This is a genomic window from Mesorhizobium sp. CO1-1-8, from assembly GCF_020164875.1.
In the GTDB taxonomy this organism is placed as follows: Bacteria; Pseudomonadota; Alphaproteobacteria; order Rhizobiales; family Rhizobiaceae; genus Mesorhizobium.
In genome coordinates this window covers 38716-53980 of record NZ_JAIUGZ010000021.1, presented here as the reverse complement: position 1 = coordinate 53980, position 15265 = coordinate 38716, and the positions used below count along the sequence as shown (strand labels likewise).

16 protein-coding genes are annotated in these 15265 nt (G+C 61.8%); 10 read left to right on the top strand and 6 right to left on the bottom strand.

The annotated features are described in order from the left end of the window. The first annotated feature begins 110 nt into the window (after nucleotides 1–110). The 6 genes from LB558_RS29285 to LB558_RS29260 all read left to right on the top strand — a co-directional run bounded on the left by LB558_RS29285 (nucleotide 111) and on the right by LB558_RS29260 (nucleotide 4640). Nucleotides 111–1145: a cysteine synthase A gene (locus LB558_RS29285; RefSeq protein WP_224700704.1), complete on the top strand. Its 1035-nt coding sequence runs from the start codon at nucleotides 111–113 to the stop codon at nucleotides 1143–1145. Next, entirely contained in the window at nucleotides 1145–1888 is a 744-nt protein-coding gene (locus LB558_RS29280; protein ID WP_224700703.1) for an alanyl-tRNA editing protein, read from the top strand. The genes LB558_RS29285 and LB558_RS29280 overlap by 1 nt, the downstream gene beginning before the upstream one ends. Before the next feature lie 38 nt (nucleotides 1889–1926). Beyond that, on the top strand, nucleotides 1927–2778 hold the full coding sequence (gene sseA / locus LB558_RS29275; RefSeq protein WP_224700702.1) for a 3-mercaptopyruvate sulfurtransferase: 852 nt from the start codon (nucleotides 1927–1929) through the stop codon (nucleotides 2776–2778). 5 nt (nucleotides 2779–2783) lie between these two features. Continuing rightward, complete coding sequence (locus LB558_RS29270; protein WP_224700701.1) at nucleotides 2784–3347, top strand: GNAT family N-acetyltransferase; 564 nt, start codon at nucleotides 2784–2786, stop codon at nucleotides 3345–3347. Between the two features lie 110 nt (nucleotides 3348–3457). Then, a complete protein-coding gene (locus LB558_RS29265) occupies nucleotides 3458–4015 on the top strand; it encodes an OmpA family protein (RefSeq protein ID WP_127260154.1) in 558 nt (185 codons plus the stop codon). 157 nt (nucleotides 4016–4172) lie between these two features. Then, nucleotides 4173–4640, top strand: a complete 468-nt coding sequence (locus tag LB558_RS29260; RefSeq protein WP_224700700.1) for a DUF1203 domain-containing protein — start codon at nucleotides 4173–4175, stop codon at nucleotides 4638–4640. Between the two features lie 234 nt (nucleotides 4641–4874). On the opposite strand, the gene LB558_RS29255 is transcribed toward LB558_RS29260, so the two are convergent. Continuing rightward, the gene (locus tag LB558_RS29255; RefSeq protein ID WP_224700699.1) at nucleotides 4875–6149 is read right to left on the bottom strand and encodes an outer membrane protein; all 1275 of its coding nucleotides are present in this window, start codon (nucleotides 6147–6149) and stop codon (nucleotides 4875–4877) included. 204 nt (nucleotides 6150–6353) lie between these two features. Then, the gene (gene ald / locus LB558_RS29250) at nucleotides 6354–7469 is read right to left on the bottom strand and encodes an alanine dehydrogenase (RefSeq protein ID WP_224700698.1); all 1116 of its coding nucleotides are present in this window, start codon (nucleotides 7467–7469) and stop codon (nucleotides 6354–6356) included. 155 nt (nucleotides 7470–7624) lie between these two features. Here ald and LB558_RS29245 point away from each other — a divergent pair, with 155 nt between their 5' ends. After that, nucleotides 7625–8098, top strand: a complete 474-nt coding sequence (locus LB558_RS29245; protein WP_013531467.1) for an Lrp/AsnC family transcriptional regulator — start codon at nucleotides 7625–7627, stop codon at nucleotides 8096–8098. Here LB558_RS29245 and LB558_RS29240 read toward each other — a convergent pair. Continuing rightward, nucleotides 8095–8745 carry a 5-formyltetrahydrofolate cyclo-ligase gene (locus tag LB558_RS29240; protein WP_224700697.1) on the bottom strand — a complete coding sequence of 217 codons (651 nt, stop codon included), beginning with the start codon at nucleotides 8743–8745 and terminating at the stop codon, nucleotides 8095–8097. The genes LB558_RS29245 and LB558_RS29240 overlap by 4 nt on opposite strands. A gap of 166 nt (nucleotides 8746–8911) precedes the next feature. Between LB558_RS29240 and LB558_RS29235 the strand changes: the two genes are divergently transcribed. Then, nucleotides 8912–10177, top strand: coding sequence for an NAD(P)/FAD-dependent oxidoreductase (locus tag LB558_RS29235; protein ID WP_224700696.1), 1266 nt, complete (start codon nucleotides 8912–8914; stop codon nucleotides 10175–10177). A gap of 146 nt (nucleotides 10178–10323) precedes the next feature. Next, the gene (locus tag LB558_RS29230; RefSeq protein ID WP_224700695.1) at nucleotides 10324–12303 is read left to right on the top strand and encodes a bifunctional 2',3'-cyclic-nucleotide 2'-phosphodiesterase/3'-nucleotidase; all 1980 of its coding nucleotides are present in this window, start codon (nucleotides 10324–10326) and stop codon (nucleotides 12301–12303) included. Between the two features lie 31 nt (nucleotides 12304–12334). Here the strand turns inward: LB558_RS29230 and LB558_RS29225 are convergent, their stop codons facing one another. From LB558_RS29225 to LB558_RS33270, 3 genes are all read right to left on the bottom strand, one after another. Next, nucleotides 12335–13336 (bottom strand): glycerophosphodiester phosphodiesterase family protein, encoded by a 1002-nt coding sequence (locus LB558_RS29225; RefSeq protein WP_224700694.1) that lies wholly within the window; start codon nucleotides 13334–13336, stop codon nucleotides 12335–12337. 137 nt (nucleotides 13337–13473) lie between these two features. Next, nucleotides 13474–14730 carry an SAM-dependent methyltransferase gene (locus LB558_RS29220; RefSeq protein ID WP_224700693.1) on the bottom strand — a complete coding sequence of 419 codons (1257 nt, stop codon included), beginning with the start codon at nucleotides 14728–14730 and terminating at the stop codon, nucleotides 13474–13476. A gap of 1 nt (nucleotide 14731) precedes the next feature. After that, entirely contained in the window at nucleotides 14732–14929 is a 198-nt protein-coding gene (locus LB558_RS33270) for a hypothetical protein (protein ID WP_412033506.1), read from the bottom strand. A 146-nt stretch (nucleotides 14930–15075) separates the two neighbouring features. On the opposite strand from LB558_RS33270, the gene LB558_RS32980 reads away from it, so the two are divergent. Beyond that, nucleotides 15076–15210: a hypothetical protein gene (locus LB558_RS32980; RefSeq protein ID WP_263495447.1), complete on the top strand. Its 135-nt coding sequence runs from the start codon at nucleotides 15076–15078 to the stop codon at nucleotides 15208–15210. Nucleotides 15211–15265: the final 55 nt, after the last annotated feature.

Sequence of the window (15265 nt, the reverse complement as noted above, 5' to 3'; positions counted from 1 at the left end):
CGTTGGCGCGATAGCAGTGCCGCAAATGCGACTGGACCAGACAAATTCTTGCCTTGAAACCGCAGCTTCGGGTTTCTAGGGTTTCGGCGCACCTACACAAGGAATCCTGAATGCCCCGTTCTGTGATCGACGCGATCGGCAACACGCCTCTGATCCGCCTCAACAAAGCTTCGGAACAAACCGGTTGCGAGATCCTGGGCAAGGCCGAATTCATGAATCCGGGCCAATCGGTCAAGGATCGCGCGGGTCTGTTCATCATCCGCGATGCCGAGAAGCGTGGGCTGCTGAGGCCCGGCGGTGTAATCGTCGAGGGAACGGCGGGCAATACCGGCATCGGGCTGACGTTGGTCGCCAAGGCGCTCGGCTATCGCACCGTCATCGTCATTCCGGACACACAGAGCCAGGAGAAGAAGGACACGATCAAACTGCTCGGCGCCGAACTGATCGAAGTGCCTGCCGTGCCCTACAAGAACCCCAACAATTACGTGAAACTGTCGGGGCGGCTGGCCGAGCAACTGGCAAGGACCGAACCGAACGGCGCCATCTGGGCCAACCAGTTCGACAATGTCGCTAACCGTGACGGCCATGTCCGCACCACAGCGGAGGAAATCTGGAACCAGACCGGCGGCAAGGTCGATGGCTTTGTCTCGGCGGTCGGTTCGGGCGGCACGCTGGCCGGCGTCGCTTCCGGTCTGAAGGCCAAAAGCCGGGACGTGAAGATCGCGCTCGCCGATCCGCTGGGGGCCGCGCTCTATTCCTTCTACACCAGCGGCGAGCTGAAGTCCGAAGGCAGCTCGATCACCGAAGGCATCGGGCAGGGGCGCATCACCGCCAATCTCGAAGGGTTCACGCCGGATTTTTCATTCCAGATCCCCGATGAGGATGCGCTGCCGATCGTTTTCGACCTGATCCAGGAAGAGGGTCTTTGCGTCGGTGGCTCGACCGGCATCAACATTGCCGGCGCGATCCGCCTGGCCCGGGAATTAGGCCCCGGCCACACCATCGTGACCATTCTTTGTGATTACGGCACGCGCTATCAGTCAAAACTGTTCAACCCGGAATTCCTGCGCGAGAAGCAGCTGCCGGTGCCGGGCTGGATGGAGCTGAAGAGCACAATTTCGGTGCCGTTCGAAAAGGTCGCGTGATGGCAAACAGGACGGACGCCCTGTTTCGCGACGATGCCTATCTGCGCACGGCGGACGCAACGGTCGTTGCTGTTAACGATCGCGGCGGCATCATCCTCGACCGGACGATCTTCTACGCCACTTCGGGCGGCCAACCGGGCGATACCGGGTATCTCGAACGCGGCGATGGTAGCCGCATCGCCATTGCCGCTACCCTCACAGGTGAGACCAAGGACGAGATCATACACGTGCCAGCGCCGGAGCAGGCGGTTCCGCAGGTCGGCGAGAAGGTGGGGCTCGCCATCAACTGGGAGCGGCGGCATCTCTTGATGCGCATGCACGCGGCTTGCCATCTGCTCACCGTCGTCTGTCCATTTCCGATCACCGGTGCTTCGGTTTCCGAGGACGACAGCCGGGTCGACTTCGATGCTCCGGATGCCGGCTTCACCAAGGAGGACGTCACCGCCGGGCTGATGGACCTGGTGCGGGCCGACCACCCGATCTTTGTCAGGCTAATCAGCGACGAGGAACTGGCCGCCAACCCCGGCCTGGTGAAATCCAAGAACGTCCGGCCGCCGGTCGGCACCGGCAAGATCCGCCTGGTCTGTATCGGCGACAACGCCTCGGTGGACAGCCAGCCCTGCGGCGGCACCCATGTGAAAAGCACCGGCGAAGTCGGCGAAATCCACATCGGCAAGATCGAGAAGAAGGGCCGCGAAAACAGGCGATTCCGCATCCGCTTCGGGCCGACGCCGGCAACCTGAACAGACAGTGATCGCCAAAAGGCGAGCAGGAGAACAAAATGGCCGAGGACAGCCCCTTCACCGTCGATGCAGACTGGCTGCAGCACCGTCTCGGCGAGCCGGGCCTGACGATCATCGACGCATCCTGGTATCTCCCGGCGCAGAAGCGCGATGCGCGCGGCGAGTATGAGTCGGCCCATATCCCCGGCGCACGATTTCTCGATCAGGATGCCGTCTCGGACCCGGATTCGCCCCTGCCGCATACCTTGCCGTCGCCGCAGCATTTCGCCCAGTATGTCGGCGCCATGGGTGTTTCGGCCGATGACACCATCGTCGTCTACGATGGTCCGGGTTTCTTCTCGGCGCCCCGGGCATGGTGGATGTTCCGGGTGATGGGCGTCTTCCAAACCTATATTCTGGATGGCGGCTTCGATGGCTGGAAAGCCGCCGGCAGGCCGGTGACGGCTGAGCCGACCAAGATCGCGCCAAGTGTGTTCCATGCCGATTTCGACGCCGGGCGCATCGCCAGCCTCGCCGACATGCGCCGGATCGTCGACACCAGGGCAAGCCAGATCGCCGACGCCCGGGGGCCGGGCCGCTTCACCGGCGCCGAGCCTGAGCCGCGCGCGGGTATCCGCTCCGGCCATATGCCTGGCGCGCGCAATCTGCCCTATTCGGCGCTGTCGGAAAATGGCGAGCTGCTGTCGAAGGATCGCCTGCGCAAGGTGATCGAGGAGGCCGGCATCGATCTGTCGAAACCTGTCGTCACGTCATGCGGCTCCGGTATTACCGCGGCGGTGGTGACGCTGGCGCTGGAAACGCTTGGCCATACGAACAACAGGCTTTACGACGGCTCCTGGACGGAGTGGGGCGGGCTTTCCGACACGCCTGTCGTGACCGGCAAGGAATGAAGACGATGGAAAACGGCGCGCTGGAAGACATTGACGTCACGGTGACGTTCCTCGAGATGCATGTGCCTCCGGCCTATTCGCCGCCTGTGCCGTACAACCGTCAGGTCGCGCTGCTGAAGACCAAGGACATTCCGCTGCATTTCTACCGCTATCTGATGGACCGGGTGGGGCGCAAATGGCACTGGGTCAATGTGCTGAGGCTGGATGACGACGAGCTTTCCGCCGGCATCCATCGCGAGGATCGCGACATCAGGGTGCTCTATCTCGACGGCGCGCCGGCCGGCTTCTTCGATCTCAAGCCGCATCTGCCGGAAGAAGTCGAGCTCGCCTATTTCGGCATGATGGAACATGCGACCGGGCAAGGCATCGGCCGCTGGTTCCTCGGCTCCGCGATCTCTGCCGCATGGTCGCATGGGCCGAAGCGGGTGACGGTGCAGACCTGCACGCTCGATCATCCGGCGGCTCTGCCGCTCTACCAGAAGCTCGGCTTCGCACCGGTGGCGCAAAAGAAGGAAATCGTCCATCCGCTGCCTTTCACCGAGCGCGCGGCCAGCGTCATGCGGCCCTAGCCGGAAGCTGACACCAGCTCGAATCTGAACCCGTCGTTCATCGGCCCTTCAGGCTGCTTTTGGCATGTTGCCCGCACCATCAACGCGGCCAAGGCCGAAGGAGACGAGACATGCTGACCCGCCGTACACTTGCCGCCGCGCTGATTGCGGCGATTGCCATGCCAAGCCTGGCCGCAGCCCAGGCGACAACGCCTTCGGCCGCGACGATCGAGCGGAAGCTCGAGGCGGCGCCGCGTGTGAAATTGCGGCCGAACGAGCGCGTCACCATCCGGGAATTCAAGCGGCGTCCGGATTTGCGCCGCATGGCCCGCTCGATCGATATCCAGTCGATCAACTTCGCCTTCGGTTCGGCGGCTATTGCCAACTCGCAATACGACAAGATCGAGACCATTGCCGACGCGCTGCGGCGCATCCTGCGCCGCGATCCCGGTGCCCGCGTGCTGATCGAGGGCCATACCGACGCCGTCGGCTCCTTTCAGTCGAACCAGGTCCTGTCCGAACAGCGCGCCGTTTCGCTCAAGCGCACATTGGTGCGCGAATTTAGGGTGCCGGGTCATGCTCTCGAGACAGTCGGCTATGGGGAGGAGTTTTTGCTGGTGCAGACGCAGAACGAAAATTGGCAAAATCGCCGGGTAACGCTGCGCCGCTTTGACGATTTCATCCGCTGAGTCGCAGCTCCGAATTTTAATTAGCCGGCGCCTTTGACGGAACTTGATGAGAGCCGATCGCCGAGGGGCGATCGGCTCTTCGACATTTGGCAGGAATCGGGTGGGCGGCGAGAGTTCAAAGGCATAATTTCCAGTCGACGACACCGGAGATTTTTCCATGGCCATCCAGTTCAAAGCTTTGCCGACCGAAGATGTCAGGACGTTGCGGCGCGGTGGCGTCGATGCCTATGGCCAAACGCCCGAGCGAAAGATCTCCGACGGTGACGGCATGCCTTGCCGGCATTGCTTGAAGAACATAGGAGCCGGCGAAGCCTATCTTGTTCTGGCATACAGGCCATTCCCGGAGCTTCAGCCCTATGCCGAAACAGGGCCGATCTTCCTGCATGCCGAGGCATGTGACCGCGCTGCCGAGAGCGAGGCGCTGCCCGAGATTCTCGAAAGCCCCGACTACATCGTGCGCGGCTATGGCAGTGATGATCGCATCGTCTATGGCAGCGGCGGCGTGATCCCGACCGGAGACATCACCGGGCGGGCCAAGACCTTGCTGGAACGCGACGAGATCGCCTACGTCCATGTCCGTTCGGCGCGCAACAATTGCTACCAGTGCCGCATCGAGCGCGCTTGAGGCTGAGATTAGCCGCTGGAAACAGTTGTCGTACTCCCGTCGCATATTCGCGATAGAAAGCGACTGTCGATCGATTTGCCGACCGCGGATGAACCGGCGGCAATCTCGACATCGAGGAAGCGGGGCTTTGGCTCCGCTTTTTTGTTGCCTGCGGTTTCGCAAGAATTGTTCGTGCAACGAAAAAGCCCGCCGGCATGGAGCCGACGGGCTGCAACTGTTTGGCTGGAGGGCCTTTTAGTTGAACTTGTACTTCGCGCCGAGACGGACGGTCTGGAAGGACGGCGTGTCTTCGAGGATGCCACCCGAGCCGAAGTCTTCTTTCTGGTACTGCGAGTAGCGGTACTCGAGGCCGAGGGTCATATTGCTGGAAACGGCTGTTTCCAAGCCGCCACCGATCGAGAAGCCGCTGGAGCCCCAGTCGTAGATGTCGGCGCTGCCGCCACCCGGTGCTTCTGCATGCAGATCAAAATGCTGCCAGCTGTAACCGCCGAGCACATAGGCCAAGGTTGATTCGTTGACCTTGGCACCAACTCGAGCAAGGGCATCGAAGCCATAGTCCGCGTCGCCCTTGATTGAGCCGCCGCCGATATCAAGCTTGGACTGGATGCCAGAATAACGGGCGTCCAACTGAACGCCTGCGACCCAGCTGCCGAAATCATGATCATAACCGACGCTGGCCTCGCCGAACACGCCTTCGCCGCCGATGCCGTCCAACTCAACGGCACCTAGGAGCGTCAGGTCATGCACCATCGTGCCGGCACCGAGCGCACCTCCAACATAGAACCCGCTCCAGTTGTGGGCTGGGCTAGCAAAAGAAGTGCCGCCACCATTCTGCGCGCCGAAGCGATAGTTGGCAGCGATATGGAAGGTGTGGGTGGACGGCTCGACATCCAGAGAGGCGCCGCCAAGATCGAGGACCGACTTGCCGCCGTAGTCTGCATAGCGGTATTCGGTCTTCAGCGTCCAGTTGCCACGCAGCACGGTTTCCATGCCAACGCCGAGAACATAGCCACTGCGGTCCTGCGAAAATTCCAAGCCGTCCGCTGCGCCCGAGCCATCAAGCTTGAAATGCTGCCAGGTATAGCCACCGAGCACATAGCCCAGCGTATTCTGATTGAGCAGGTAGCCGGCGCGCAGGCCAACATCGAAGCCATAGGAATTTGTCAGATCTACATCGCCACCGGCAATGCTCAACGAGGGGCCGATATTGCTCAAATTCGCGTCGATGAAACCGCCGAGCAGGAAACGCTCCGAAACCATGTAGTCGTAGCCTGCGGTCAATTCACCAAATACGCCATTTCCACCAAGGCCATTGAAGCCCAGGCCCGGCACGCTGAACTTATGCACGCTAGCGCCAAAGCCGCCGCCAACGCCGACGTAAGCGCCGCTCCAGTTGAAGCCGCTGGCTTCAACTGGCTGTACAACATCGGCTGCATGAGCAGCAGACACCAAAGCCACAGCAGAAACAGCCCCAAGAAGAAAAGACTTCGCGGATGTGCGAATGAACATATGCCCGTACCCCAATGAGTAAACCCAGAATGTCTCTAGCAGGGAGTCGGCCGGCACGGGAATGACAAATATGCAACAATGATGAGCTAAGTGCCGTAGCGTCACATTTTTCCACGCCGTGCTTTGCTGGAAAACAGCTCGCAAGAAAAAACCCGCCGGCATGGAACCGGCGGGCTGGATTGAAAGGAGCTGTTTTCGTGAAAATCAGGCGGCGAGAACGGCTTTCGGCTCGACCAGTTCGTAGCCGAGTGCCTCGGCGACAGCCCGGTTGGTGATCTTGCCCTTGTGGACATTGAGGCCGTTGCGCAGATGATGATCGTCGACCAGCGCCTTCAGACCCTTGTCGGCAAGCTGCAGGCCATAGTGAAGCGTGGCGTTGTTGAGCGCGTGGGCCGAGGTCACCGGCACGGCGCCGGGCATATTGGCAACACAGTAGTGGATGACGCTATCGACCTCATAGGTCGGCTCGGCATGAGTGGTGGCGTGCGAGGTCTCGAAGCAGCCGCCCTGGTCTATGGCGACGTCGACCAGAACCGAGCCCTTCTTCATGCCCGACAGCATTTCGCGCGAAACCAGTTTTGGTGCCGCGGCACCCGGGATCAGCACCGCGCCGACGACGATGTCGGCTGAAAAACACTCTTCTTCGAGCGCCTCGACAGTCGAGTAACGGGTGTGGACGCGGCCGGCGAAGAGGTCGTCGAGCTGGCGCAGACGCGGGATCGAGCGATCGATGATGGTGACGTCGGCGCCAAGTCCCGCCGCCATCCTGGCAGCGTGCAGTCCGACGACGCCGCCGCCGAGCACGGTGACTTTGCCGGGCAGCACGCCGGGCACGCCGCCGAGCAGCACGCCGCGGCCGCCATTGGCCTTCTGCAGCGCCGTGGCGCCGGCCTGGATCGACAGGCGTCCGGCAACTTCCGACATCGGCGCCAGCAGCGGCAGGCCGCCACGGTCGTCGGTCACGGTCTCGTAGGCGATTGCGGTCACGCCGGACGCAAGCAGCCCCTTGGTCTGCTCCGGATCCGGGGCAAGATGAAGATAGGTGTACAGGATCTGGCCTTCGCGAAGCTGCGCCCATTCGCCAGGCTGCGGCTCCTTGACCTTGACGATCATGTCCGACCTGGCGAACACCTCGGCGGCCGTCTTGGCAATCGTGGCGCCGGCGGCGCGATAGGCGTTGTCATCGGCGCCGATGCCGGCCCCGGCCCCGGTCTCAACCAGCACTTCGTGGCCATGGGCGACATATTCACGGACCGAGCCGGGGGTGAGGCCGACGCGGTATTCGTGGTTCTTGATTTCCTTGGGGCAGCCGACGCGCATTTTCTTCTCCTGATCCGGCCCTTTGGGCTCGTTCCCTGTATGGATGGAGTGAACCACGAATCGTTGCGCAGGTGTTTGCGAATGCGCTTGCGTCAACTGGCCGGTTTCGATAATCGTTGCGCAAAACAATAAGATATTCGCAGGATTCACGAATAATGCCGCTCGACAGGATTGATATCGCCATTCTCGAGGCTTTGCAGAAGGATGGCAGGATACCCAATGCGGCGCTGGCCGAGAAGGTCGGCCTGTCACAGTCGGCCTGTTCGCGCCGGCTCGACAATCTGGAGAAATCCGGAACCATTCGTGGCTACCACGCCCGGCTTTCCAATGCAGCACTTGGCCATCAGATGACGGCGATCGTGCACATATCGCTGTCGGGACAGTTCGAGAAGACGCTGTCGGATTTCGAGGCGGCGATCAAGCGCTGTCCGAACGTGCTGTCCTGTCACCTGATGTCGGGCGAGTACGACTACATCCTGCGGATCGCCGCAAAGGATCTCGTCGACTATGAGCGGATCCACAAGGAGTGGCTGTCGGCGATGCCGCACGTGACCAAGATCAATTCGTCCTTTGCCCTGCGCGAAATCGTCGATAGGACCGCCATGGGGATGAAGCCGGAAATGGCTTAGACCGCCGTTACCACCCGATCCATCGGGATATCGTGCGGTTGCGGGTAGATCGTCGCGATGCGCTGCAGTTCGTAGCCGACGCCGATGACCAGCGGCTTGAACGGCATCGCTGCCAGCGTGCGGTCGAAGAAACCGCCACCATAACCGAGGCGGTAGTTCTGGGGATCGATGCCGACGATCGGCGAGATGACGATGTCCGGCAGCACCGGATCGCCCTCGGCCGGGATCGGGATGTTCCAGACACCTTTTTCCAGCCGGTCGCCCGCTTTGTAGGCGCGAAAGATCAGCGGCTGTCCCTTCTCGATGACGATGGGCAGCGCGGTGCGGCCGCCGCGTTCGTTTATGGACGCCATCCAGGGCCGCAAATCCGGCTCGCCGCGAAACGGCCAGTAAAGACTGACCATGCGGCCGGCGATCTCGCCGATGATCGCGTCCAGGCCTTCGGCGATGCGTAGCGACATCACCGTTCGCGCGTCGGCCGAAACCGCCAGCCGGGCGGCGATCAGCCGTTCGCGCTCGGCCTTGCGCCAGCGCCTGACATCGGTCCAGTCGGACAGCGGCGCGCGAAATTCCGGATCGAGTTCGTGCATGAAGCAGGGCGGCGACGAATACTGCGCCGGACTTGGGTCGTCATGATCGTTGGCCATGCGTACCTCGTAAGCGTGTTCGATGACGCTATACCTCGCGATACGATACAACAACGTGCATTCACGACATGGAACGACGAGTCTCGGGCACCGGCGGTCGTTGCTGCATTGCACAAAAGTACCTACATTTCAGCCAGGCAATATTGCCCGTCAGGGGTGAAATAAGATGAACCAGGCCAGCCATCATGTCGTTGTAGTCGGCGCGGGTTTCGGCGGTCTCGAATTCACCCGCGCGCTTGCTGGCGCGCCGGTGCGCATCACCATGATCGACAAGCGCAACCATCACCTCTTCCAGCCACTGCTCTACCAAGTGGCGACCACGGCGCTGGCGACCTCCGAAATTGCCTGGCCGGTTCGCCATCTCCTGCGCAAGCGCAAGGATGTGACAACGCTGCTCGCCAATGTCACCGGTGTCGACCGCGCCGGCAAGCGCGTGCTGCTCGATGACCGCAGCGCCGTCGCCTACGACACGCTGCTGCTCGCCACCGGTGCCCGCCATGCCTATTTCGGCCATGACGAATGGGAACCTTTCGCACCTGGCCTGAAGACGCTGGAGGACGCCACCACCATTCGGCGGCGCATTCTCCTTGCCTTCGAGCAGGCCGAGCGGGAGACCGATCCCGCCAAACGCCAGGCGTCGCTGACCATTGCGATCGTCGGTGGCGGGCCGACCGGCGTCGAGCTTGCCGGCACCATCGTCGAGTTGGCGCATGACACGCTGCGCGGCGAGTTCCGCAACATCGACACGCGGCAAACGCGCGTGGTGCTGATCGAGGCCGGTGATCGCATCCTGGCCAATTTCGCACCGAAACTTTCCGACTATGCATCGAAGGCGCTCGAGCGGCTCGGCGTGACGGTCGAGCTCGGCCGGGCCGTCACGCGCTGCGACGCCGAAGGTGTTGTGTTTGGCGATAAGCAACTGGCAGCCCGAACGATCCTGTGGGCAGCCGGCGTTGCCGCTTCGCCAGCCGCCGAATGGCTGGGAGCGAAGGCGGACCGCGCGGGCAGGGTGCTGGTCGAGCCTGACCTCAGCGTGCCCGGCAGCCCGGAGATCTTCGTCATCGGCGACGCCGCTTATGTGCTGCGACCGGACGGGCGGCCGGTTCCCGGCGTGGCGCCTTCCGCCAAGCAGGAGGGCCGACATGTTGCGGCTACCATCAAGGCCCGGCTCGGCGGTGACACGACCCCGCGTCCTTTCCACTACAAGCATGCCGGCGATCTGGCGACGATCGGCAAACGCGCCGCCGCCATCGATTTCGGCTGGATCAAGCTCACCGGCTGGCTCGCCTGGTGGCTGTGGGGAGTGGCCCACATCTATTTCCTGATCGGCTTTCGCAACCGGCTTGCGGTTTCGCTGAGCTGGCTATGGATCTACGCGACGGGGCAACGCAGCGCGCGGCTGATCACCCAGGGCGACGATGACAAGGGCTGATTTTTCACCGGGATCGTTCATCCGCACGTCATCTGTTGCTGATCGAGTGGCGGCTTGATGCGCGCGACTTGTTGAATGGACTTAAACGGGTTTCAGAGCGAAGTTCGCTTCGGGGCAGGGCCTGTCAGGTTGTCGAAGGAGAAAACATGTCGCAACTGCTCCGTCCCGTCTCCCGTCGTGATCTCCTTGCGGGCGCCGCCGCCACAGGGGCGCTGATCATGCTGCATCCCTTCTCGGCCAGGGCTCAAGGTAACCAGGCGCATCTGCGGATCATGGAGACCACCGACATCCATGTGAACGTGCTGCCTTACGATTACTACGCCGACAAAGCGAACGATACGATGGGCCTGTCGCGCACGGCTTCCCTGATCGACGCAGTGTGCAAGGAAGCCATCAATTCGATGCTGATCGACAATGGCGACCTGCTGCAAGGCAATCCGATGGGCGACTACATCGCCTATGAGAGGGGGCTGAAGGACGGCGACCTGCATCCGATCATGAAAGGCATGAACCTGCTCGGCTACGAGTGCTCGACGCTGGGCAATCACGAGTTCAACTACGGCCTGTCGTTCCTGGACAAGGTACTGGCCGGTGCCAATTTTCCCTTCGTCTGCGCCAATTTGATCCGGGGTACCGAGCTTGCCGCGAACCCGCGCGACGACAAGCTCTATCTGAAGCCCTATGTCATCCTCGACAAGAAGATCAAGGATGGCTCGGGCGCCGAGCAGCCGATCAGGATCGGCATCATCGGCTTCGTGCCGCCGCAGATCATGGTCTGGGATCTGAAAAATCTGGAAGGCAACGTCAAGACACGCGACATAGTCGAGGCGGCCAAGGCCTGGGTGCCGCAGATGAAGGAGGAAGGCGCCGACATCGTCATTGCGCTGTCGCATTCCGGCATCGACGTGAAGCAGGGCGACACGATGGAGAACGCCTCGTTCTTCGTCGCCGGTGTCGACGGCATCGACGCGGTGTTCACCGGTCACCAGCATCTGGTGTTTCCGGGCAAGAAGGATTTCCAGTCGCTCGATGGTGTCGACACGCAAAAAGGCACGCTGCAGGGCAAACCCGCCGTCATGGGCGGCTTCTGGGGCTCGCATATGGGGCTGATCGACCTGATGCTGGAACGCGACGGGTCGAAATGGAAGGTCGTTTCAGCTACTTCCGAGGCGCGGCCGATCTTCGAACGCGTCGACAACAAGAACAAACCGACTGTCCCGGACGACAAGCGCATCATCGCGGCGCTCGAACAGGACCACCAGGCGACGCTGGCCTATGTGCGGCGTCCTGTCGGCAAGACCTCCGCGCCGCTCTATTCCTATTTCGCGCTGGTCGCTGACGACCCGTCGGTGCAGGTCGTCAGCCAGGCGCAGACCTGGTACCTCAAAGACATTCTCAAGAACACGCAATGGAAGGATTTGCCGCTGCTGTCGGCCGCCGCTCCGTTCAAGGCCGGTGGGCGCAACGGCGCCGACTACTATACCGACGTGCCGGCCGGCGACATCGCCATCAAGAACGTTGCCGACCTCTACCTCTATCCCAACACCGTGCGTGCGGTCGAAATCACCGGGGCGCAGGTCAAGGAATGGCTGGAAATGTCGGCCGGCATCTTCAACCGGATCGAGCCAGGGAAGGCCGATCAGGCCCTTATCAACACCGACTTCCCATCCTACAATTTCGACGTCATCGACGGTGTGACCTATAAAATAGACCTGTCGCAGCCGTCGAAATACGATGCCAAGGGCGGGCCGGCTAACGCTGGCGCCAATCGCATTGTCGACCTGAGTTTCGATGGAAAAGCGATTGATCCCAAACAGAAATTCGTCGTCGCGACCAACAACTACCGGGCCGGTGGCGGCGGCAATTTCCCCGACATCAATGCCTCGAAGATTATCTATGAAGCGCCGGACACCAATCGCGACGTCATCGTCCGTTATATCGTCAGCGAAGGCACGATCAACCCGTCGGCGGACGGCAACTGGTCGTTCGCGCCGCTGCCTGGAACCAGCGCCGTGTTCGAAACCGGCGCCAAGGCGAAGGATTTCATTGCGCAGGTGAAATCGCTGAAGATCGAACCGGCGGGCGAGGGCGAGGCAGGATTCGCGAAATACCGCATCCTTCTCTGAAGGGTGGTTCGGGTCGGCTCGAGTCCAGGCCTTATGGCGTGGATTCAGCCCGCGGCGCGAACCGCTCCTTGATGTCAGGCAAGACGAGATCCAGCGCATCCGTGGAAATGCCGCCGGAATAGCCGTCCGGCAGCTGCTCGATTAGTTCGGGATCGTCGACCCCTTGCGAAAAGTCGCCGCCGGAATAGGGGCCGAGCAGGTAGACGCGGCTATCGACGCCCTGCATGCGATCGAGAAACCGGTTCGGCCAACCCCACATCCATTTCGCGATGTTGACGGGGATGAGCAAGGTGCCTTTGCGGCAGGCATCTGGAACGTAGCCACTCCAGCCAAACGCGGCATAGCGCAGGATGCATTGCGTCAGCGACGCGCGGCTTAGCGTATGCATGTCCGGCAGCGCGGTCTTGATTGCGGCAATCGGCTTGTCGCCGCCATAGACCGACAGATAGTCGCGCTCCACAGGCGCCAGCCTGGCAAGCCAGGCGGCCAGCTTCTCGCCTTCGCCCGGATCGTTGCTCTTGACGTTGACGTTGAAGCGGTGGGCCGGGAAATGCGTCACAACCTCATCCAGCGACGGCATCATGCCGATACCCTTGCCGCGAAATGGAAAACTCTTGCCGCCATCGGCCGTGTAGCCATAGCCGACATCGAGCGTCTTCAACTCGGCCATGGAATGGCTGCGTGTTTCTCCCTTGCCTTCGGTGCGGCAATCGAGCATCCAATCGTGGAAGACGGCGAACTTGCCGTCTGTCGTCGGGTGAATATCCAGTTCGAGCGCATCCGCTCCCAGTGCGAAGGCGGCCTCCATCGAGGGGATCGTGTTTTCGAGGTAGGGATGGCGCGGCGGCAACATGCGACTGGCCGTACAGGTCTCTCCTGTCATGCCTGCGCGAGCGTAGTCCTGGGCAAGGCCGCGATGGGCAAGCACCTCCGGGCTGCCGGCGGGGCGGCTCGACAACAGAGACGTGTTGTTGAGCCAGATGCCCGCCGCAGCGACAACCATGACGCCGAAGAAGATCGTCCGTTTGCGCATCAGGTGATTTCCGATTCGTCCGTCCTGCGCGGCATCCTGCTTCGCGATCGGACTTTTTGACGGCGATCGCGCGGCGATGTCGAGATCATGCTCGACATAGGCTGGTCGGCGGCAATGAAATCGAAAGGCGTGTCGGCCTACGCCTTGTAGACCACCTGGCGCACGTCGATGTAGCTGGCGCGGAATCCGGCCTCGCAATAGTGCAGGTAGAATTCCCACAGCTTCTTGAAGCGGTCGTCGAAGCCGAGCGGGACGATCTTCTCCCATGACGCCCAGAACCGCAGGCGCCATTCGGCGAGCGTGCGCGCGTAGTCGTCCGGAAACACGCGCTCGCGCAGATGGGCGAGGCCGTGATCCTTGCCCAGTGCCTTCAGGATCGACGGCGTCGGCAGCATGCCACCAGGGAACACGTAGCGCTGGATGAAATCCGGCCTTGCGCGATACGTGTCGTAAGAAGCTTCGTTGATGGTGATGATCTGCAGGCCGGCGGTGCCGCCGGGCTTCAGGCAGGCCTTCATCTTGCTGAAGAACACGGGCCAGTATTTCTCGCCGACCGCTTCGAACATCTCGATCGAGGCGATGCGGTCATAGGTGCCGGTTTCGTCGCGATAATCCTGCAGCTTGATGTCAACCTTGTCGGCAAGCCCGGCCTTGACGATGCGTGCCGTGGCGAAGTCGTGCTGCTCGCGGCTGATCGTCAGCCCGGTCACCCGGCAGCCGATCTCGCGCGCCGCGAATTCGGCGAAGCCGCCCCAGCCGCAGCCGATTTCCAGCACGTGGTCCTTCGGGCCGATTCCTATATCCTTGGCCAGGGCGCGATATTTGGCGGCCTGGGCGCTTTCCAGGTCGTTGGCGCCGGTCGCGTAGAGCGCCGAGGAATAGGTCATGCTCGGATCGAGCCATTCCTTGTAGAAGGCGTTGCCGAGGTCGTAATGCGCCGAGATGTTGCGCTTCGAGCCGGTGCGCGTGTTCTGGTTGAACCAGTGGCGAATGCGCTGGACGGTGTTGATCAGCCAACTGGTGCCGCCCGCGATACGCTCCCCAATGACCGAATTGACCACGAACAGTTCCAGGAAGCTGGTCACGTCGGGGCTTTCCCAATCGCCGTCCATATAGGATTCGGCAACGCCGATCGTGCCGCCGGAAAAGGCGCGGCCGGGCAAGCGCCAGTTCTTGAGCACCAGTTCGGCGTCTGGGCCAGGTCCTTTGCCGCCGACGAGGACGGCGCGGCCATCCGGCATCCTGACCTTGAGCGACCCGCGCGGCAGGTTCATCGCCGCCGACAGCACCATGCGCGCCTTCGCCGGCAAACCCCTGACGATCTCGGCGAAATTGAATTCGTCGAGCCGGATCGCATCGCTCAACGCTACGCCAAAATGTTCCTTTTGTGCCATCTCATGCCCCTGGATTTCCGCGGTGCCGGCGCAAATTGCCGACCCGCGGTTCTCTTGGATCATTCGCCAGGTCCGAACGCCGTTGCCTTGATCCGGTAGCTGACCGGTTCGGCGGCGGGCGGGTCGAACGAAAGCGCGTGCCCCTTAACCGGAGCTTCAGCACTTCCCAGTGAATCCCTGCGACAATCTTCCACGTCATCAGGGGGAACTTCAAGAGGCAGGCTGCAAGCGGGGCTGTGCCAAGCGGATTGCTCTCGTTGGCGTGGATCCGCCTTTTGCACAGCAAAGGCCGTGCGCGCCGAAAACGCCTATGGCTGCTCCCTTGCTTGTGCGATAGATTTAGCCATGCGTTATGTAATCGTCATCGCCGCCATCGCGTTCTTCCTGATCTGGGACGGCATGTACCGTGAGGGCCGGTATCTCGACGCCACCGTGAGGGGTGTCTCGCACGTCGTGCGATCCATCACCGGCCAGATCTAGCATCCATTCGAACGATCGGCACCCGCGACATCCTTGTCGATTGACGCCACAGTCC